Annotated in this window: 11 protein-coding genes; 7 read left to right on the top strand and 4 right to left on the bottom strand. The window is 39.4% G+C overall.

Annotated elements, in window-relative coordinates; all coding sequences use genetic code 11:
* Positions 1 to 5 precede the first annotated feature (5 nt).
* On the bottom strand, positions 6 to 1,235 hold the full coding sequence (locus tag H6G28_RS32135) for an RNA-guided endonuclease InsQ/TnpB family protein (protein WP_190677069.1): 1,230 nt from the start codon (positions 1,233 to 1,235) through the stop codon (positions 6 to 8).
* A gap of 73 nt (positions 1,236 to 1,308) precedes the next feature.
* Between H6G28_RS32135 and tnpA the strand changes: the two genes are divergently transcribed.
* Both tnpA and H6G28_RS32125 read left to right on the top strand, forming a co-directional pair.
* A complete protein-coding gene (gene tnpA, locus H6G28_RS32130; protein WP_190677067.1) occupies positions 1,309 to 1,722 on the top strand; it encodes an IS200/IS605 family transposase in 414 nt (137 codons plus the stop codon).
* Positions 1,723 to 2,035: 313 nt separating this feature from the next.
* On the top strand, positions 2,036 to 2,200 hold the full coding sequence (locus tag H6G28_RS32125) for a hypothetical protein (protein WP_190677026.1): 165 nt from the start codon (positions 2,036 to 2,038) through the stop codon (positions 2,198 to 2,200).
* A 78-nt stretch (positions 2,201 to 2,278) separates the two neighbouring features.
* Here H6G28_RS32125 and H6G28_RS32120 read toward each other — a convergent pair whose 3' ends face one another.
* Together H6G28_RS32120 and H6G28_RS32115 are read right to left on the bottom strand one after the other, a co-directional pair.
* Positions 2,279 to 3,952 (bottom strand): hypothetical protein, encoded by a 1,674-nt coding sequence (locus tag H6G28_RS32120; protein ID WP_190677024.1) that lies wholly within the window; start codon positions 3,950 to 3,952, stop codon positions 2,279 to 2,281.
* Positions 3,949 to 4,503, bottom strand: a complete 555-nt coding sequence (locus H6G28_RS32115; protein WP_242054705.1) for a hypothetical protein — start codon at positions 4,501 to 4,503, stop codon at positions 3,949 to 3,951. The genes H6G28_RS32120 and H6G28_RS32115 overlap by 4 nt, the downstream gene beginning before the upstream one ends.
* Before the next feature lie 263 nt (positions 4,504 to 4,766).
* Here H6G28_RS32115 and H6G28_RS37155 point away from each other — a divergent pair, with 263 nt between their 5' ends.
* From H6G28_RS37155 to H6G28_RS32095, 4 genes are all read left to right on the top strand, one after another.
* Positions 4,767 to 5,486 (top strand): hypothetical protein, encoded by a 720-nt coding sequence (locus H6G28_RS37155; RefSeq protein ID WP_242054704.1) that lies wholly within the window; start codon positions 4,767 to 4,769, stop codon positions 5,484 to 5,486.
* Positions 5,487 to 5,583: 97 nt separating this feature from the next.
* Positions 5,584 to 6,318: a hypothetical protein gene (locus tag H6G28_RS32105; RefSeq protein ID WP_190677022.1), complete on the top strand. Its 735-nt coding sequence runs from the start codon at positions 5,584 to 5,586 to the stop codon at positions 6,316 to 6,318.
* A gap of 404 nt (positions 6,319 to 6,722) precedes the next feature.
* Complete coding sequence (locus tag H6G28_RS32100; RefSeq protein ID WP_190677019.1) at positions 6,723 to 19,730, top strand: putative Ig domain-containing protein; 13,008 nt, start codon at positions 6,723 to 6,725, stop codon at positions 19,728 to 19,730.
* Between the two features lie 17 nt (positions 19,731 to 19,747).
* A complete protein-coding gene (locus H6G28_RS32095; RefSeq protein WP_190677000.1) occupies positions 19,748 to 20,107 on the top strand; it encodes a hypothetical protein in 360 nt (119 codons plus the stop codon).
* 327 nt (positions 20,108 to 20,434) lie between these two features.
* Here the strand turns inward: H6G28_RS32095 and H6G28_RS32090 are convergent, their stop codons facing one another.
* Positions 20,435 to 20,641 (bottom strand): hypothetical protein, encoded by a 207-nt coding sequence (locus tag H6G28_RS32090; RefSeq protein WP_190676997.1) that lies wholly within the window; start codon positions 20,639 to 20,641, stop codon positions 20,435 to 20,437.
* A 13-nt stretch (positions 20,642 to 20,654) separates the two neighbouring features.
* On the opposite strand from H6G28_RS32090, the gene H6G28_RS32085 reads away from it, so the two are divergent.
* Positions 20,655 to 21,257 carry an HARBI1 family protein gene (locus H6G28_RS32085; protein WP_190676995.1) on the top strand — a complete coding sequence of 201 codons (603 nt, stop codon included), beginning with the start codon at positions 20,655 to 20,657 and terminating at the stop codon, positions 21,255 to 21,257.
* Positions 21,258 to 21,865 lie beyond the last annotated feature (608 nt).

Raw genomic sequence — 21,865 nt, 5'->3', positions numbered from 1 at the left:
TACTCCTACACTGATGCTATCGCATACAGTGTAGGCTTCTCACCAAATCCAGCTATCGCTTCGGATACTCGATGAGCTTTAAGAACCGGATGCCCCTCGGCTCTATTTTTTATATTTATTGCTGCGTTGTGGTCACGGTCAAGACTACATCCACAATGTGGGCAGTCATGCCATCTTTCATGCAGTTTTTTAGGTACTTTTGCACCACAACTAGAGCATTCTTGACTTGTCCCAGATGCTTTAACAGGTATTACCAACAAACCAGCATTTTCGGCTTTGTTTGTCAGTATTGATAAAAAGTTACCCCAACCAGCATCATGTACAGATTTTGAAAGTCTAGACCTTGAAAGTCCTTTGATGTTTAAATCTTCATGTGCGATTACGTCATGTTTTTTCAATAAGTTGTTAGCAGTTTTAAAGTGGAAATCTTTGCGCTTGTCAGCAACTTTTTTATGTTGTTTACTTAGTTGCTTGACAGCTTTTGTTCTACGAACACTACCCTTCTTACGTCGTGAAACGCGCTTTTGGATAACTCTCAGGCGTTTTTGAGCTTTACGGTAATGTTGAGGAATAGCTACCGTTTCACCATCAGCAGTTGTTAAAAACTCTTTCAACCCCATATCAATACCAGTTATCGATTCTGGATTAATATCTGGTTTGATTTCTGGAACTGTAGAATCTTCTAGGCTGAGAGTTAAGTAATATCCGTCAGCTTTTTTGGTGATAGAGGCAGTTTTAATCTTAAAATCATCAGGTAATGGGCGATGCAATACAACTTTGACTTTACCTAGTTTTGGTAAATCAATTAAATTACCCTGCAAACAACCATCTTTCATTTGTGGGTAAGTAAAGGTTTTGTATCTGCTACGAGATTTAAACCTTGGCTTACCGCTTTTTCTGCCATTACTATCACCCTTAAGAAAACGGTCAAAAGTTACCTTAACTCTTTTAACTACATCCTGTAGAACTTGTGAATAAACATCGCCATAATGAGGATGCGTTTTTTTGAGTTCAGGTAATGTCTTTTTTTGAGAGTAATAGTCTGGATTATCTCTTAATTCTGGAAGGTGACAAACAAGAGGACAAGCATTAACAGGACAACGATTTTGCTCATACCAGTTAAATCTATCTGCCAACAAATAGTTATACTGGGCGCACAACATAGACAACCATCTGTCTATTTCTGTCGCCTGTTGTTTTGTCGGGCGTAATCTGTACTGGTATGCTGTCCTCAACTGTTTATCACTACCTTTATAAATCAGTGCTATGTTTTTAGCATACACTGATTTCAATTTAAGTCTATATCCAATGAAAAATGACTTTGTTTCCAAGGGGAGGTCTGTTAGTGACCTGAAAGCTCACCTAGTTTTAACAACAAAATACAGGCGCAGAGCATTTAACTCAGCAATGCTAGAACGCCTGCATACTATCTTTGAGGAGTTATTAGTAAAGTGGGATTGCAAGCTTGTTGAGTTCAACGGTGAAGACAATCACATACATCTTCTATTCCAATATCATCCTGACTTAGAACTCAGCAAGTTAGTCAATAATTTAAAATCTATTTCGTCTAGAAAATTGAGACAAGAATTTTCTGAACATTTAAAAACTTTTTATAGCAAAGATGTTTTTTGGAATGGGTCTTATTTTATCGCTAGTTGTGGTGGAGTTACCGTTTCAACTTTGAAAAAATACATTGAAAATCAGCAACAACCAGAAGATTAAATTTTGTTCGTTTCCTCCATATCTCCCTCCCTCGCTGTCGCATTGGTGAGGCAGTGCGTTGGGCGGGCAATGCCCGACTTGTAGCAACTGCCGTCGGGAGATTGTCGTAAACTCACGCGCAATTCATGAGGACACTTGCGTGGGCGGGTTTCCCGACTTGAGCAAAGTGTCTGTCTCATCACTCGTCCTTTCGGACTGAGTGAGAGGCTTCTTGCTGTTCAAGCTAAATTTGCTATTACTTGCATCCAAAATGGTAGGATTTCACCGAAAATGTGAGATTGCGCGATCCGGTTTATAATCGCAGATATAGCTGATGCGCCAGATAGCACCAATACCCACAGAGCGCACCCTCACCCTCAAGTCATCAAAGTATATTCCCAAACGCTTACTGAAGCGTATTCAGCAGATGGAGCAGAAGAAAGCGGCGGTTAGGGAGATTTTGGGGGTGTTGGGCGTTTTAAATATTAGTAGAGATTAGTTTAATGTTAATTTTATGAAAGTAACAAAAACTAATAAAATGCTGTAATAAAATGCTGATGATTTAACTTGCAAATCTCTACCAATGTTCAAGGAATATATTTAACCAAGATTCTAGTGTTCTAGCACGTCGTTTAGCGGTAGTTTCTGAAAGTGATGGACAAACTTCATTTAAAAATTGTTCTGCATTTTCAGGCTTAATTTCAGAAAGATCATTGGCATTTGTCCAATTGAACCATGCTGAACCAACATTTGATGATATGAATTGGTAGGCCAGGAATCTCATTTTCGCTTCTGTTGACGGCAAACGATTCATTACAGAGCAGGCTGTGGTTGGTCTGACACGTTCATCGACAAGCCCAAGAATTTTAGCTGCTGCTTGATAATAAAGGAAATCTCTATCAACAGTTTTATCTGTCTCTAAAAACTGTTGCCGTACAATTGATGGAGAACGTGGATACTGAATTAATAATTCTGCCAAGCGTATGACTCTTTCAAGGTCGTTAGCCTGGGGAACATCCTGAGATAAAATTCTAACTTTAGGTGAACTATAAGCCTGAATAGTGGGAAAATCTTTTGTAGAAATTGACTTGATAATGCGTAATTCTGAAGCATCAGTTGAAACAGCTAAATCTACAGTAATTTCATCTCTTCTTAAACTTTCTATACAGTCTTGCCAACTATTAAACAAAGACGAATTATTTCTTTCATCTGTACTATCTTCTAGTAGAGAAAGGGATTGTATCACAGTCGCAAGAGACGTTGATTGATTAGAACTAAGGTTCATGTGAACAATGATTGTCCATGATCCTGGTATTGCGTGTGCAGGTGTAAAAGTAGGTAACTTAGATATATTACTAAAAGTCACATCTGCAATTTCTTGAAATAATCTCTCTAACTTGTCAATTACATTAGCAATATTAGACCAATCCTTTTGCTCTTGATTATTATCGATATGAATTGCAACAGATAAACCATCCCCTTCCAAAATTGTTCCCAATGCAGAAAGAGAGGAAGTGATAAACCGGGATATATTTTCTTTGACTTTATAATTATTCCTTATTTCTGTATCTGAATTTAAAACTTGAGTTGTATAAATATTCTTTAGTAAAAGACTGCCAGCCGACCAGATACGTTCATCAGAGTACCGTTCCTGACAGTTTTCCCTGGCTAATTGATAAAATGCTTCTATTCCTTCATTCCAAGCTTCTTTGAGATCCAAGTCATCCACTTTATCTAGCACTCTCTTAATGCAAGATTCAAACTCCTGAAGTTGTTTATTTGTACGAGGAGCTTTAGCATAACTCTCTCCATAAGTGGCAATGAAATCTAAAGTTTGTTCAGCAATTAGATCACTTCCTTGAGAAAGGCTAACCTTGAAAAAATAATCTAGTGTAGGAGTCAAGAGAGTAAAAATAGGTAACTTCCAATCTACTACACTAGAAGTAAGTCCAAGAATACTAATTCGTGAGGGGCTATCAATTGCAATAGTTTGTCTAGACAAAACTGCGGTTAAAAATAGCCATATTGCATCCATGCTGAGTTCTGGATCTTTTTTAAGAATTTCACGTCCCAGCACCCCTAGACCTATTTCTAAAGCTTGCTGTGAGCCTAGAGCAAGCAGTGCAGCAAAATCTCGAACTTTAGCATTGATAGTTCTCAAGTTAGAGAGAGTTTTTGCTACTTCTTCTCTTGCTCTATCAAGATTATGGGCATCTATAAATTGCTGTACTTCTATAAGGAGATTTGTCATGAGCTTTTTTCTGGCACAAAAGTAAGTCCACTTGCAATCTCGATATCAACACGAGCATTGCCTACTGCACGCTTAGTATTTTGAAACGAAGGTGGTTGCGCTTCAGGCCCGATACCACCCTGCTTACTTGCATTTTGTACAAAACGTTTAGCTTTAGAAAATGCTTGTTGCCGTTCTGCTTGCTGAGATTTATTACATTGTGCTTGAATTGTAGCAAGAAATAATAAACCCTCCTGCTCAGTAACAGGAGTCATCCTTGCCCAAGAACAGCTGTAACCTCCGTTCTCAGCAATATCATCTCCTTGAGCTTGTACTCTTCCACGGCAAGCTTTTTGAAGGGTAGTTATTCTAAACTCCGCCATACTCTTACCCGCTTTCAAGTGAACATCTAACTGCTCAAGCAATTCTGATTGTTCTTCGCTGATATAAAACTCATTACCAACTTTTGCAAGCTGAATTCTTAATAGATCGATACGCTGTTTGAAGACAGATTCAGTAATTCGATACTTTCTCAGAAGTTGGGCTACTGATACTCGGTCGAGTTTGGTCATAGGCAGCAGACAGGCTATTAAATAGTTTGTATAATAACTTACTTCATAGCACAGCTACTTAGCAAATTTATTTAACTAAAAGAGGTTGAACTATTAATCAACCACCTTATAGTAAAAAAGCTATCTCCACTACATTTAGTAATACAACACCGTCGAATAATTCTGATAACGATACCTGTGACCAAGATAATCCTGCTAACGTAAGTATTACCGTTAATGCTGTTGAAGTTCCTGAACTAACCGAGCAGGAGCAAAGCGATCGCTTGCACTTGGAACGCAGAGTTGAGAGAGCATTTTTTGAGGCTGGTAAGGCATTGATGGAATTGCGCGATCGTCGGCTTTATCGTTCTACTCATACAACATTCGAGGAGTATTGCAAAGATAGATTCGGTTACAATCGTTCTCGTTCCTACCAGTTAATTGATGCGGCGGCTGTTGTGGACATTTTACCAACTGCCGAAGGACAAGTTCGACCACTGGCAAAGCTTGAGCCTCAAGAACAGCAGGAGGCTTGGCAAACTGCTGTGGAAGAAACTGGCGGTAAAGTACCAACTGGCCGCATCGTCAAGGATGTCGTAAAAAGGATAATGGAGCGTACCAAAATCCCCAATACCTACCAAGTCGGAGAAGTCTGCCAAATTCTCGCAAAGGACAACCCAGAACTCAGAGGTAAGGGTGGGTGTTGGGGCATAGTTAACCATGTGGGTGAATTTAGTTGTACCGCAAAAACCTGGGATGGCGAGTATACGGTTGGGTTGCAATACCTAAAGTCCTACAATTATTTGCCCCAAGAATGTCAGCAGATGCAGGAGATATGCGATCGCATTAGTCAGGTATATTCGAGTGAGTTGGAGGAGTCGGTGCAGAGGTTTTTGGAGCCATTGGGGAGGCTAACCCAATGTAATATTTTTCAAATCTCTGATTTTCTCGATGATAACCATAGATTTAAGTATATCTATCAATTTTTACACAATCTTTATTAAAAATGTATTCCTAAAGATAGTTACATAAGTGTATTCTCGTATCAAGAGACATAAAAACACATTAAATTTTATCTTTGCGTATATAAATCAGAGCAATATGATTCAAAATTTTCAAGTTCAAGAACTGTTAATTGCAATCGCTGTTCAGCAGCAAAACCCCAGCATTTTGACCGCCGACTTCCTGAAATACACAGGGATTGTCCCTAGTGATTGGGAATTAGCTAGACCACCAGTTGTAAGTAATACTGCGGCGCAGGTTGTTTACCAGAATGGAGTGAGCATAGTTGCAGAGGTCAATAGAGTGATTTTTGCAGAGGCGATTGCCAATAAAGAAGTAAACGATGTACAAGTTGGGGCGATCACAAATAAGTATATTCAGACAGTCAAACAAGTGAACTATCAGGGCGTGGGAATTAACTTACGAGGACTTGCACCTTACGAGCCAAAAAACTTGAGCGCACGCAATTACACCTTTAGTAAACTCCTCCAGGCTGGAGCATGGCAAGATTTTGGCTCTGCGCCTGTGGAAGCATCTGTGCGTTTAGTTTACACACTGGATGAAACACGGCTATATCTGGATATTAATGAAGCTCAGTTACAGTATCCAGACCAAACTACTAAGCCAGCAGTTTTGTTTTCGGCGAATTTCAGCCATGTGATCAATCAAGAAGAACCAACAGCACGGTTGGTTGCTATAGGTGCAGTGATTGACAAGTGGCAAACAGATGTAGAAACACTCAAAGAGCTTGTTAACAGCAAGTTTTTTAATTCTGAAGGCTATCCAATCAATACAGCGTCAACCGATACGATTCTGTTTCCATCTGTTTCGTAAAACAAAAAAACAAGTAATTTCTATAGGTGTCAGCTTTTAAGCAGCTAATAGGATAATCTGTAAAATTACTAACAATTCATGAAAATTTAGCAAAACGCTATATAAACTTTATACTTCAATCAGTATAATCATGTAATAAAAGCGCAAAGGAATACTTATTTTTATCTAGAAGCATATAAATAGGGGAAACTGAAATATATCAGTTTTTCTGATTGAGACGGTTTTTATCAAATTCAGTCAAACTAAAAACTTTGTTAGATTCCATGCTGGCAGTGCATTTGGTTGACGCGAAATTGACAAATAGCAAGGTTTGAAGTTGTTGAAACCAGCTTTTGAATTTAGCTAGAGAAATTAAACCAACGGATTGATGACGACTTAACTAAAAATTAGGGCCAGCACCCCCAATGGATACCGGAATAAGCATTTTTGACCAAAACAACTTTACATTTAACGATCCAAATCTGCTTTTTGCTCAAACTTCCGATTGGCAGCTAGGAACAGTAGAAAAGTTGCCTTCCAGTTTGCTAGGAGCAGAAAAACTAGAGATTCCGGTATTGACTACTGATGATTTACCATCATCAACAGTGGTTAATTCCAATTATCCTGCAAAATTAGATCCGTTTTTTGGAGCCTCTCTAGTAGTAAATGCAGAAGCTGTCAATATATCATTGTTACAAATAAAAGACTCATTAAAAAATTTCCTTCAACAGTCCAATTACCGTGATAGCTTGCAACTAGCTTTTGGAAGTGGATGGCAAGAAGAAACCGCTTCAGCTTTAATCAACGACTTAGCCCTAGGGAAAAACTCACCCGAAATAAAAATTGTCAAAGTAGAAGCTCTCCAAGCTAGAGGTGCATTTAGCCAGCAAACGAACACAATTTATCTAGCACAAGAATTTGTAGAACAAAATTCTACTGATGCTATTGCAAGAGTTCTGACTGAAGAACTTGGACACTACATAGATTCAAAATTAAATCCAGAGGACTCTCCTGGAGATGAAGGAGAGATATTTGCTGCACTAGTAGATGAATTTGAGTTAACACCAGCACAAATACAAGCACTCAAAGCAGAAGATGATCATGCTATACGCTTGTTAGATGGTCAATTAATCAGTATAGAACAAGCTTCATTAGATAAAAATTCAGCTATTACTCGTTTAGATAATTTAGGTGAAGTGCTACGTGTTCCTGGAGATAACAATGAAGGAACAACATTATTATTTCAATGGACAGCAAGAGAAGCTGCTTATAATAATGAAATTGGTGTATTTGTTGTTGACGAACAGGGACGAGTTAATGGAATTAAGCCGACTGAAGCTGGATATGCACAAGCCGCATTAACTTCTGCTTCTCGTCAAGTATTATTTTCTTCTGGTCAAAGGGCTGGTAATTGGCGACAATTGACGTTTCAAGAAGGACAATACCTAGCTTTTTATCTAATTCAAAATAATACAGCCGAGAACTGGTTAACAACAAATTCACAAAATCAATTAGACAAAAAGACCTTAGTATTCTTCTCAATCAACAATGCTAATCCCGACAATTTTAACCATGTAAAAAGCAAAAGCATGGGAGATAGTATATGGCAATTGCGCTGGGAAGATTTAGTTAATGGTGGCGATCAAGATTTTAATGATGTGGTCTTTAATGTTAGCCTTTTAGGATTAAAGACTCCGGGAGAAATAGGGCAGATTGTTCCTACTCAAATTAGCTTGATTGGCAGAGATGCGAAATTCAAACATGAAATGGGTTTATTTTTAGTTGATGATGCCTATGGCAGAATTGGCAATCTAACTCCAGATAATCCCAATTATATAAACGCTGCTTTATCGGCGGACAGAAGACAAGTCATTTTTGATTTTGATCAACCAGAATTAACTACAGTTAATTTAAATTTACCAGCAGGGCAATATATAGGTTGGTATTTAATAAGTAATGGGACAACTGAGCAATTCTTGAGTGACAACCCCACCAATCTCCCAGGGAAGTCAATAAATGCCTTTTTCTCATATAGTGCTGCTAATCCTGATGGACTAAATCATGTTCATCATCAAGCTCAGAACGAGTTAGCTTGGGAAGATTTATTTGGTGGTGGAGATAGAGATTATAATGATTTGATATTCCGCTTTAATTTTGCCACACCTGATGTAGTTAATAAATCTCCAATAGGAATTAATTTAAATTTAACTAATAATAGTGAAAATATACCTCCAGATAGCGTTATTGGTGATTTTAATACAATTGATCCAAATCTACAGAATACTCATGTTTATAGTTTAGTAAATGGCGAAGGAGATGAAGATAATGATGTATTTAAGATTGTCGGCAATAAATTAATTATTACTGAATATCCAGATTTTGAAACGAAGCCTACATATAAAATTAGAGTCAGAACTACTGATGCTGGTGGTTTATTCTTTGAAAAGGCTTTTAGTGTTAGCATTACCAATGTCAATGAAGCACCAGCGATCGCACTTCCGCAAGCTCAATTTGTGGCAGAGAATACTGATTTAACCATTACTGGTATTAGTATCAGTGATGTCGATGCAGGTAATGGTGAGTTGCAGGTAACTGTGACAGCAAATCAAGGGATATTAACTCTTGGTTCAACCACTGGACTTACTTTTACTACAGGCGACGGTAACACTGGCAGTAGTGTAACTTTCACTGGAAATCTCCCGGCAATTAACAAAGCACTAGCAAATTTAATTTATCGTGGTAATCCCAATTTTAGTGGTAACGATACTGTTACGTTCACGGTAAATGATTTGGGTAATAGCGGTAATGGAGGAGCTTTAACTACTACTAACACTTTAAATGTGACAGTTAATGGCTCTGGAATTGTGCTGCGGGAAGATAACTTCTTTTTAAAGAATTACGAGCAAACGATCACTATCCCTGCAACGACATCAATTCTCAGCTTCACTTATAGTGATCTCAACTTTGATACCACAGATTCAGATAGTATTAAAGATGCTTTTGAAGTTGCCTTAGTGGATACCCAAGGTAACTCCTTAGTACATACAATAAAAGCTAATCGAGATGCTTTCTTGAATATCACTGAAAGCCAAGGTGTAGCTTTAGCTGCTGGTGCGACTATAGAAGGTCAGACACTCAAAGTGAATTTGGCAGGATTAACACCAGGGTCAGCAAAAGTTATTTTTCGATTAGTTAACAATGATGGTGATACCAATACTACAGTTCGTTTAAGTAATATACAAATATCACCAGAAACAGGAATTACACCTGTTGCCATTACTCCAGAGGTAAGTATAACAGCAGCTAATTCACAGATTAATTTTCAACTTCTGTCAGATGTTAGCAGTAGTTTCACCCCTGAATATCGGCGGACATCATTTAATCAAGACACCAAGCTTTTATATGCTGATATTGCAGTTAAGAATGTAGGTACTTATGTAGTTGATGCTCCCTTAGTTGTAGCTATTAAATCTTTGAGTGACCCATCTGTGCAGGTAGTGGGAGCAGATGGAGTGACACCAGAAGGGTTGCTATATTTCAATTTAAGCAACTTAGTAACAGATGGCAGTCTTGACCCCAACGAACAGATATTAACTCGGACTATCAGTTTCTTCAATCCTCAGCAGGTGCAATTTAATTACGAATTAGTCTTCTTAGGACAGTTAAATATTGCGCCGGAATTTGTTAGTGAACCTGATGTAGAAGCATTGGTGGGTAAACCTTATGTCTATGAAGCCAAAGCTATAGATGCTAATAATGACACACTAACCTACTCATTGTTAGTAGCTCCTGAAGGAATGGTAATAGATGGAGCTACAGGTAAAATTAGTTGGACACCTGCGGCTAGTGCAGTTGGTAACTATACAGTAACCGTCCAAGTAGAAGATGGTCGCGGTGGGGTTGACCAGCAAGATTTTGTTTTGGGTGTAATCACACCTCCACCTAATCGGCCACCAGTGGTTACATCTACCCCTGTAGTGGATGCTAGAATCACTCAAAGTTCATTAGGTAAAATTATTGTCGCTAACGATGAATGGACTTTAAGTGACTTAGGTTTTAATAATGCTCCGACGGATGCTAAATCATTTGTCAGCAATATCGCTAACTTTTTTACAGATGGCAAGAAAGGTTCATTCTTAGGTTATTCCAATAATTTTGGCATTACAGGAACTAAACTAGCCCAAGCTTTTACTGATGCTGGACATCAATGGACAGTTAGTACACAGATTCCCTTTACCTTAGAAACACTACAGAAATATGATGGTGTTTTTGTTGGCGGTTTCCCAGCCGATAATCAAATATTAATTGATTATGTCAAAACTGGTGGTAATGTTTATCTTTTAACAGGTTCAGGAATTACTGGTAGTTTTATTCAACCAGCTACTGAAGCGGCAGCATGGCAACCTTTCTTAACAACTTTTGGGTTTTCATTAGCAAATCAATGGAATGAGATTTATGGAAACATTCCTCTTAATCCTTCTCCTCACCCAATTTTTGCAGGAATTAAGCAGCTCTTTCAACAAAATGGTCAGACCATCATTGATCTAGATTCTCAAGATAATGCCAGTGTACTAATTGCTAAAAGTCAAAATGGACAAGGGCTTTATGGAGTTTATGATCCTCGCTTCAATGTGCAAGGTGCTTACACTTATGATGTTGCAGCGATAGATGCAGATGGTGATACGCTAACTTATAAATTGGTAAAATCCCCGACAGGAATGTGGGTTGAACCAGATACAGGACTAATTCGTTGGCAACCAACAAGTCAGCAACTTGGTCAACAGGAAGCAACGGTAGAAGTTAGTGATGGAAAAGGGGGAGTAACCCAGCAGAATTTTTCAATTTTTGTGCAACCGGAAAGCGGAAACTATGCACCTGTAATTATTAGTGAACCTCCGAAAGATTTATTGTTGAGTGAAACTGTATCTGGTTCTCAAAATGATCAAGTTTTGCTAGTTCCTGGGGTAATTGGAAATCAAGTCAAAGTAACTTTTGATTGGGTTTTTGGTGGGCCTGGTTTTGGAGACAGTTATCGTAATGAATTTGGAATTTATAAGGTACTAAATTCTCAAGGACAGGTAGGAAATTTACTTCCTGGTGATGCGGGATATTCACAAAAAGCCCTTGGTTTCGATAACTATCAGGTTATATTTAGAAACGATCAGCAATTTGGAGCAAAAACAGAGGTTAATTTAGAAGCTGGTAGTTTATATGGATTCTATATTATTGCAAATAATACTACTGCCAACTTCCTTTCCATCAATCCTAATAATCTAGTTACTCAAGAACCATTAGCGTTTTTATCTTTTTCTAAAGCCAATCCAGACGATAAATTTGACCATTTAATCGCTACAATAGACCGAGTTGCAGGAACGACACAATTTGCCTGGGAAGATTTAGCCTATGGAGGCGATAGAGATTTTAATGACTTAGTTTTTACACTTAACTTTCCCTTGGCGACAGCAGGTATATCACCTTATGAATATCAGATAAAAGCAGTTGACCCTGATAAAGATTCTTTGAATTATTCTCTAATAAAAGCCCCAGATGGTGCGCTAATTGATCAACAAACAGGCGAATTATTATGGTATCCCCAATCAGCAGAGCCTGGGCAATATGAATTTACAGTTCAAGTGGAAGATGGTAAAGGTGGATTTGATACCCAAGATTTTATTGTTGAAGTGTTGAATAATGCTGCTAGTGAGATTCGGGGGACAAAGTGGGAAGATATTAACGGAGATGGAATCCGTAATAATGAACCTGGATTATCTGGTGTAACTGTTTATCTTGACTTAAATAATAATGGGTTACTAGATGACGATGAACCAATTCAGATAACAGCATTTGATGACCCAAATACCCTAGATATTGATGAAACAGGACAATATAAGTTCACTGGATTACACCCAGGAAACTATATTGTCAGAGAAGTAGTTCCTCATGGTTATCAACAGACATTTCCTAGTGTAAACATACCTAGTAAATCAGTAGCAGTAAATATTCCAGGCACAAGTGATATCTGGTTAGCTGGAATGCCTAATGGTTCTACTGCCAGTTTTTCTGATGTAGCTCCGGCTCAATCTCCAATCAATATTTCTAACTTCCCACTTTTTGTTGGTTCTAAGTTAGCGTTTAATGCTACAGGTAGCGTTAACAATGATCCTTTCCCTTCAGGTTTAACCCCAGATGGTGGTACCTTCTTTTCTCATGCAACTTTAGCAGAAAATGGAGTTGCTAATCTAATCGCTCCAATCAATAGTTTAGTTGGTGTCTTCTTGGGAACGGAACAACCTAACTTAACATCTGCTCCTAGCCAGCTAGATTTTAATAATTCAGGTAACGTTCCTGGTGGAATTAATTACACAATACTGACTCCTCAATTAAAGCAAGTCTTCTTTATTGGTGATGGAATAAACAATCAAGGTGTGCGCCAACAGGTAGTTATTCCACAAGGAGCAAATCGCCTATTCTTAGGAACAATGGATGGGTATGAATGGTATAACAATTTTGGTTCATTTAATGTCACAATTACATCTGAAGATTTATCAAAACCTGATTTTTATACAGTTAATTTAAAAGCAGGTGAAATTGTTGAAAACATCAATTTTGGCAATCAAAAAACTGGAGAAATAAACCCGAACAAACCACCAGTATTTACTAGTACAGCCCCAACCATCGCCTCAGTCGGAGAACTCCTACGCTACAATGCCAAAGCCACAGATCCAGATGGCGATCGCCTCATCTTTGATCTACCCGTAAAACCAGAAGGAATGGCCATTGATGAAAACACAGGTATCCTTGTCTGGAATCCCCAAATTGACCAAACTGGTGTTCATGACATAATCCTACGAGTACGGGATAGCAATGGTGGAGTAACTCTGCAAGCTTTCCAAATTCAAGTTAATGCTGCTAATACTGCACCTGTTATTACTTCCACTCCACCAGTCCAAGCAGTTGCAAACGTTCCTTATCAATATCGCGTCCGCGCTCAAGATGCAGAAGGGGATAACCTAAACTACAACTTGACTAATGCGCCAATAGGCATGACTATTAATGCCACTACAGGCGTGATTAACTACACTCCCACAATTGCCCAACTAGGCGATCGCTCTGTAGAAATTACCATTACCGACAGCAAAGGCGCAACTACTACCCAAAACTACACTCTCACAGTAGTTGCTAGTGCTAACAATAATTTACCCACTATCACCTCCACCCCACGAGATCGCATCCGTCTTGCCAGTAACTATTACTACATTGCTGAAGCCACTGACCCAGATGGTGACCCCATCACCTTCAGCCTTGACAATGCACCCACAGGTATGACTGTAGACGAGGAAGGGATAGTCCGTTGGACACCTACTGCCGCACAATTTGGTGCTAATTTCGTTACCCTCAAAGTTTCTGATGGTCGTGGTACTCCTGTCACGCAGACATTTACTATTAACGTTATTAGCCAGAACAGCAATCAAGCACCTAGCATCGACTCAAAAGCACCTCTAGTTGCCACTGCTAACCGTCAGTATCAATACAATATTGTCACCAGTGACCCGGATGGAGATCCAGTTGTCCTCAACTTGAGCCAAGCACCCCAAGGGATGTCTATTGACCCCATCTCTGGTAAATTACGCTGGACACCGAGAGTTGACCAAATCGGCAGCCATGAAGTCATTGTTGAAGCTTTTGATGGCCAAGGTGGATTAACCGAGCAGAAGTTCACCATTACCGTTAGAGGTGCTAACTTACCACCGACAATTATTTCTACTCCGCCAACTATCGGCGTTTTAAATCAGGTTTACACCTATCAAGTTAAAGCCACTGACCCAGAAAATGACCCCCTCACTTACAGCCTGATTAATAATCCACCTAATGGCATGACCATTGATGCTAAGACTGGATTAATTCAATGGACACCGGGCCAATTAGGTGAACAGAAAATTGAAATTTTGGTCAATGATGGTCAAGGTGGAGTTAATATTCAAACTTTCAGGCTACAGGTATTAGAAAAAGCACCAAATCTCTTACCTAGCATTACCTCAAAACCTGTAGTAGCAGTTACACCAGGAACAGAGTACCAGTATGACGTAGATGCGATCGACCCGGAAGGAAGCGCGATCGCCTACTCGCTACAAAATAATCCTAATGGCATGACCATTGACCCACAAACGGGATTGATTAAGTGGCAAACTACATCTACCTTCCAAGGTGAAGTGCCTGTGATAGTGGTAGCAACGGATGCCGCAGGCGGACGGGCAATTCAATCTTTCAAAGTGAAAGTTGCTGCCAACGATGCACCAGTAATTATTTCTAACCCTATTATCAATGTTACTCAAGGGCAAGACTACCGCTATGATATTCGAGCGACAGATGCTAATGGCGATCGCCTCACCTACAGTTTAGTTAATACTCCACAGGGAGTTATTGTTGATAACTTAGGTCGCCTCACCTGGAAGCCAAATAATTTAGGTCAGTATCCCATTACCATCAAAGTCGAAGATGGACGTGGCGGAGTTGCTACCCAATCTTACAACTTAACTGTCGCCAGTGATACAGAAGCACCACTAGTTGATTTAGGTAATAACGGTAGTTTATTCAAACCAGGAGAAACCCTAAAACTTCAGGTACGGGCTACTGACAATGTGGGTGTAAAATCCCTCAACCTCACCTTCAATGGTTCACCATTGGTACTCAATCCCGGACAATTCATTGCTGGAAATATCCAAACAGCTACGGTTACACTCAATCAATCTGGTGTCTTTGAAGTTTTGGCTCAAGCCAGAGATGCGGCGGGTAATATTGGTACAAAATCGCTGCAAGTGCGTGTATTCGCCCCCGCAGACAATCAAGCTCCAGTAGTCACTATTGATACATCTAAATTCCAGGCAACTGGCGGACTCATCACCAATTTGACGGATCTTGTCGGTACTGTCACCGATGATAATTTGGAATTTTATCGGGTAGAGTATGCCCCAGTCAGTCTGATTGACCTGAATAATCCTGCGGAAGCTGACCCCGACTATATCATCATTGCTCAGGGTAATAGCAATCGAGTAAATGCAGTTCTCGGTCAAATTGACCCGACTATTCTCCGCAATGACAGTTACTTTTTCCGAGTCACTGCACAGGATGTCAACGGACTAATTACCAGTGAAGGGGTAGTTCTGAGTATTTCAGGTGAAAATAAACCCGGACGCTTTGCTTTATCATTCACTGATTTATCTATTCCGTTAACAGGAATCCCGATTGAAATACAACGTCGTTACGATAGCTTGGATGCAAAATTCTCTGGTGACTTTGGTTATGGTTGGAGTTTAGGTTTCCAAGATGCTCAAATTCAAGAAGCTTCCTCGACTGGTGTAGATTTAAGCCTTGATGATTTCTTCGGCGGTAACTCCTTTACAGTTGGTACTCGCGTCACTTTAACTACACCTGATGGTCGTCGTGTTGGTTTTACCTTTAATCCCATACCTGATGGTGGTGGGTTACTGGGTGTGCGTTACAAACCCAACTTTACACCGGATGCAGGTGTTTATGACAAGTTGGAAGTAGACTATACACCTTTAACAGTCCGTAGTAATGGTTCCACGGGACTATATTTGTTTGGCTTTACTTACAACCCCTCACAGTATCGCCTCATTACTAGGGATGGAACTACTTACCGCTACGACCAGTACCAAGGGCTTTTAGATATTACTGACCGCAATAGTAATAAGCTAACTTACACTAATGCAGGTATTTTCAGTTCTACTGGTCAATCTATCACCTTCAAGCGCGATGCCCAAGGGCGGATTACAGAGATTATTGATCCGGCTGGTAAAGCGATCTCTTACAGTTATGATGCTCAGGGTAACTTAGTAAGTGTGAGCGATCGCAACAGCAATAAAACGCAGTTTGTCTACGATACTCAACTCCCAAGTTACTTAACTGAGATTATTGACCCACTGGGACGTAAGGGTGTACGGACTGAGTATGATGAGCAAGGACGATTAGCCAGGATTATTGATGGCAATGGTAATATAACTAATCTTGGCTTTGACACCAATGCTTCAGTACAAACTATTACTGATGGGTTAGGTAATAGAACAACGCTGATTTATGACAATCGCGGGAATATTATCAGTGAAATTAATGCTTTGGGCGGTGTCACACAAAGAACTTATGATGCCAATAATAATCTTCTAAGTGCCAAAGACCCACTGAATAATACAACAACTTATACCTATGACAGCAGGGGGAATCTACTCACCCAAACCAATGCGTTAAATCAAACTACAACTTACACCTATAATAACCTTAACCAAGTTTTGACGGTAACTGACCCCCTTGGTAACACAACCCAAAATACTTACGACAGCCAAGGTAATCTTGTCAGCCAAAGGGATGCAGCCGGAAATACAACTACTTATGTTTACGACGGTAGGGGGAATGTTACAACAGTCACCAGTCCTCAAAGCCAGACAACCAAGTATCAGTATGATAGCCAAGGTCGCATAACAGGTATCATTGATGCGCTCAACCAGAAAACTGGTATGACCTACGATGGTAACGGAAACTTATTGAGCATTACTACACCTTTAGGCAATACTACTCGCTTTAGTTATGATGCGGAAGGTCGTCCCACTAGCGTTACCGATGCGTTAGGTAATGTTAGCCGAATTGAGTACAATGCGCTAGGCGATCGCACTGCCACAATTGACGCTTTGGGTCGTCGCAGAGAATTTAGATACGACCCCCAAGGACAGTTAACCCAAAATCGCTACCCTGACGGTACAACTGAGCAATTTACCTACGATGCTAATGGACGACGGACAAGTTATACAGACAGGGGTGGACGGACAACTATCTTTGTTTATGATGCGCTAGGTCGTTTAATTGAAACTATTGCGCCTGACGGTACACCAGATAATCTGACTGATAACCCCAGGACTCGTAATGAATATGATGCGGCTGGTCGTTTAACTGGTTTTATTGACGAGCGAGGAAATCGCACCGAGTACGGATATGATGCGGCTGATCGTCAAATCCTCGTCCGTGATGCTTTAGATAATCTCACCCGCTATGCTTATAATGCGGCAGGTGAACTAATAACAATTACTGATGCTCTCAATCGCGCCACTCAGTTTGTTTATGACCCATTAGGTCAAGTCGTAGAAAATCGCTACCCTGATGGCACAAAAACAATTACGACTTATGATGCGCTAGGTCGGGTAATTGCGGAAACAGACCAAGCTGGTATTACTACTCAGTTTGAATATGATGCCCTCGATAGACTAACGGCTGTGGTTGATGCCCTTGGTCAACGTACAGAATACAGTTACGATGCAGACGGTAATTTACTTAGCCAAAAAGATGCTAAAGGTAACACAACCGCATATCAGTATGATGTAGTCAATCAGCGTCTTGCAACTATATTACCCTTGGGTCAACGTTCAACGACAACCTATGATGCAGTTGGCAATATCAGCAGCGTTACTGATTTTAATGGCAAAACTATCACTTATACATACAACACCAATGACCAAATAGTTGCAGAAGGCTTTGCTGATGGCAGTTCTGTTACTTACACTTACACGCCAACATTGCAAAGGGCAACTGTAACAAATGCTAGAGGCGTAACAAGATACACTTATGATCAACGCGATCGATTAACATCACGTACTGAAGTTGATGGCAGAACTATTAGTTACACCTACGATTTAGCTGGTAATCGCATATCCTTAACAACTCCTGCGGGGACAGTTGGTTATAGCTATGATGCCCTAGACCGGATGCAGACGGTTACAGACCGCAGAGGTGGGGTAACAAAGTATATATATGATGCTGTTGGTAATTTAGTTCGGACTGAATTACCCAACAACACGGTAGAAACTCGTCAATACGATAGCGTAGACAGGCTGATTGCTGTAGAACAAAGAGGAACTTCTGGGTTAATTGCAGGCTTTGAATACACCCTGGGGCCAGCAGGAAACCGTTTAGCGGTGAAAGAAGCTAATGGACGACAGGTTAATTACACTTATGATCAACTCTATCGTCTTGTAACTGAAGCAATTTCTGATGCGACAGCCGGAAATCGCACGATTAGTTACACCTATGATGCAGTAGGAAATCGTCTCACACGCAATGATTCTGTTGAGGGTGTGACAACATATACCTACGATAACAATGACAGACTGATACAAGAAATCCTCAATGGTACAGTCACTGAATACACCTACGATGAAAATGGTAGCACCCTGTCTGTTAAAGTTAACGGCACAGACACAGTAAATTACAGATGGGATGATAAAGGACGCTTAATTGCTGTAGATGTTATTACAGCCGAAGGTACAGAGCGTATTGAGTACCGTTATGATGCTGACGGTAATCGGGTAACGGTAATTGTCAACGGGAAAGAAACGCGTTATTTAATTGATACCGAAGAAGATTATGCTCAGGTCGTGGAAGAATACGCACCTGATGGGACAACCCTGAAGTCCTACGTTTATGGTCTAGATTTAATTTCTCAAGAAGACCAGCAGGGTGAGCAGTCTTTCAATCATGCAGCTGGTTTGGGTTCTGTAAATGCGGTTACTGATAGCAATGGTAATGTTACTGACCGCTATGTTTACGATGCCTTTGGTCGGTTGATTGGGCAACAGGGTAGTACAGATAATGATTTCCGCTTTACTGGGGAGCAATTTGATGAAAATAGCAACCTGTACTATTTAAGGGCAAGGTATTATGACCCTGATAATGGACGGTTTATTTCTAGGGATTCCTTTGAAGGTTTCCAAGATGATCCTTTGTCGTTACATAAGTATACTTATGCACATAATAATCCAGTTAATTTAACTGACCCTAGCGGTAATGCTGTAGCTGTAGAGTACAGAGTTTTAATACAAACAGTTACTCCAATTATTGCTATTCAAGCATTACGTTTCGGTCTGAGACAAATATTGCGTGAGCTAATCAGGGAGTTAGCGATTTTGCCAATGACACCTGGCCCTATGGATGCGGCAGAGAATGCTGATAAAGGAGCAAGTCAGGGAGCTAGAGGCAATGCTGGAAATAATGGCGATAATGGTGATGGTGGTGATAATGGTGATGGCGGTGATAATGGTGATGGTGGTGATAATGGTGATGGTGGTGATAATGGTGATAATGGTGATAATGGTGATAATGCTCCAAAACCCTCTCAAAATTTTGAGCCACCAACAAACCCTCCTCAGCAACCAGTTATTCCTCCTAATTATGTTTCTGAACCGGGTTCTAGAGGAGGTACAATTTATCGACCCCCCGGTACTACTGGCAACCCCAATACTATTCGTGTAATGCCACCAACTCAACAATATCCAAGAGGGTATTACAGACAGTACAATTCTTATGGACAACCAATTAATCCAGCCACAGGGAAACCTGGTACGGCGAGCCAAACACATATTCCCTTACCATAATAAAATTACTAAAAACTATGCAAGCATCAATGGAGTCTAATTTCTTTGACTTTATGATTAATAAAGAACTAATACAAGTATGTGTAGGTCTTTTCCAAGTAATTTTGAAATTTACAGATGAGCTAAATGTTTCAATAGAAAATACCTACTATATTGATTATGGATCGGGATCTGTTGAGGCAAGTGGGGATAATATTAATGATTCTAAAAATTTGCTCGTTTTGCTTGGAAAATCAATATTTTCGGCTGAGAATGTAGAAGAAGATCAGCACATATTAATTACTTTTTCTGATAACTATAGTTTAAAGTTAATACCAGACAAATTAGGAGGAGAATCATATTCAATAACATATAAAGAAAAGGAAATATTTGTATAAACAAAATTACATTTTTCAAGAAATATGCTCATCTTCATATTTAGTGCGATCGCCTATTTTATAGTGTGTGTTAGGTGGTGAAAATATTTGAGAAAAATCATCATTCACCGTAACGCACCTTAACATTGAATTTTATCGGTGGTTTATGCGATTGCTCACTCACCGCACACCTATTCAGAAAGTGCGTTAATGTTAGCTTACCGTAGGCGATCGCTATGATTAGCTTGTGGAGAATTGGAGCGATATCCAAACAATTAAGCCAAAAGAGAAAATGGGCAAAGCTCCGTCTTTTTTGCGATTCTTTCTGACTACGGTGATCGCTGAAGTTTATGCTAAATTCTTAACAGACTTAATACCTGTGTTACACCACTGAATCAAAAGCCAACGGTCAGATTCTTTATCTAGTGATGGCTTCAGACGAAACGCAAAAAATTCTTCCCAAGCATCTACGCCGTGTCTAGCTACAAATTCCTTTTCAAGTTTTTTAAAGCTTTCCCAATTGTTTGATGTATCGAGAACAAAAGCAAATAACACATTTAATTATTGGGTGGAAATTCTGAGAGAAATTTTACCAGCGTCCCAAATAGAAGAAGCAAAGAAAGATGAGCAAAAATACCAAGAATTATGCGAACGACTGAGTGAGTATGAATTGATAATAGATAGTGCAGAACAAGCCATAGCTAGACCAAGTGATTATCAAGAGCAGAAAAAATATTATTCGGGCAAGAAGAAAATGCACACTCTAAAAAATCAATTTATAGTATTGCCAGGAGGTCAAGATATAGTTGATGTTTGTATTGGAGAGTTAGGTAAAATCAGCGATATTAAACTATTTAGAAATAATCGCCAAAACCTGGATGCCAAACAAAGATTCCTGGGAGACAAAGCTTATATAGGGGAAGAATTTATTACCACTCCTTATAAAAAAACCAAAAAAGCTGAACTTTCCAAGATTCAAAAAGAAGAAAATCAAAAATTATCTTCCAGAAGAATTGGTGTTGAACATCTCATCTGTAGAGTCAAAACTTTTCGAGTAGCTCGTGATAGATTTCCTTTAGCTCGACATCGTTATCATCAAGTGATAATGGCGGTATGTGGATTAGTTAGGTTGCATCTAAATTATTCGTTTATACCAAGTCATGCTCTTTGAATTATCAGCCTTTAGATTTTCTTTTTTAGAAAGCTATGTGGCTCTCCCAGACTTGGGCTGATAAATTAACCCTAAAAAATGGCTGAAACAATTGACATAACAAGGTTTTTCCAAAATAGAATTAAAAATTTAATAAAAATTTACTTTATTAATCTTGAATCCCAGACTATGTAAGGATTTAACCTAGTATCAAGTATTAATTTATTATATCTAGTCTAGGAGAGCCAGCTATGTTTCTGAAAACTTTGAATAATTTTGGTATTTTCATCCCCAAAACCTTATTTTTGCGTTCAGCCAGAATTAGTGTTTCATCCCAGTTATAGTTCGTGTAACGCCTTCACAGTCAGCTTTTTATCTTTTGTGGACAAGTCTAATTGCGATCTGCTATGGCAATCAGCATTGGAATTAATTCAGTAATTGATATGGAGAGTACGGTTTCACTCATCTGGATGGTTCTCAAAAATACAAATTATTGGTAAAATTTATGCTTTAGTGTCAAACATTCAAAAGTCTCTGCCGTACCGCCATCGCCGCCGCCGAAGCTATTTCTTCCCAATCTTCATGATTCAAAATTTTATGTAATAAATCGCGCAAAACTTCATGATTTT

The organism is Nostoc sp. FACHB-190 (genome assembly GCF_014696905.1).
Taxonomy (GTDB): Bacteria; Cyanobacteriota; Cyanobacteriia; order Cyanobacteriales; family Nostocaceae; genus Nostoc_B.
This window is presented reverse-complemented; position numbering and strand designations above follow the sequence as displayed.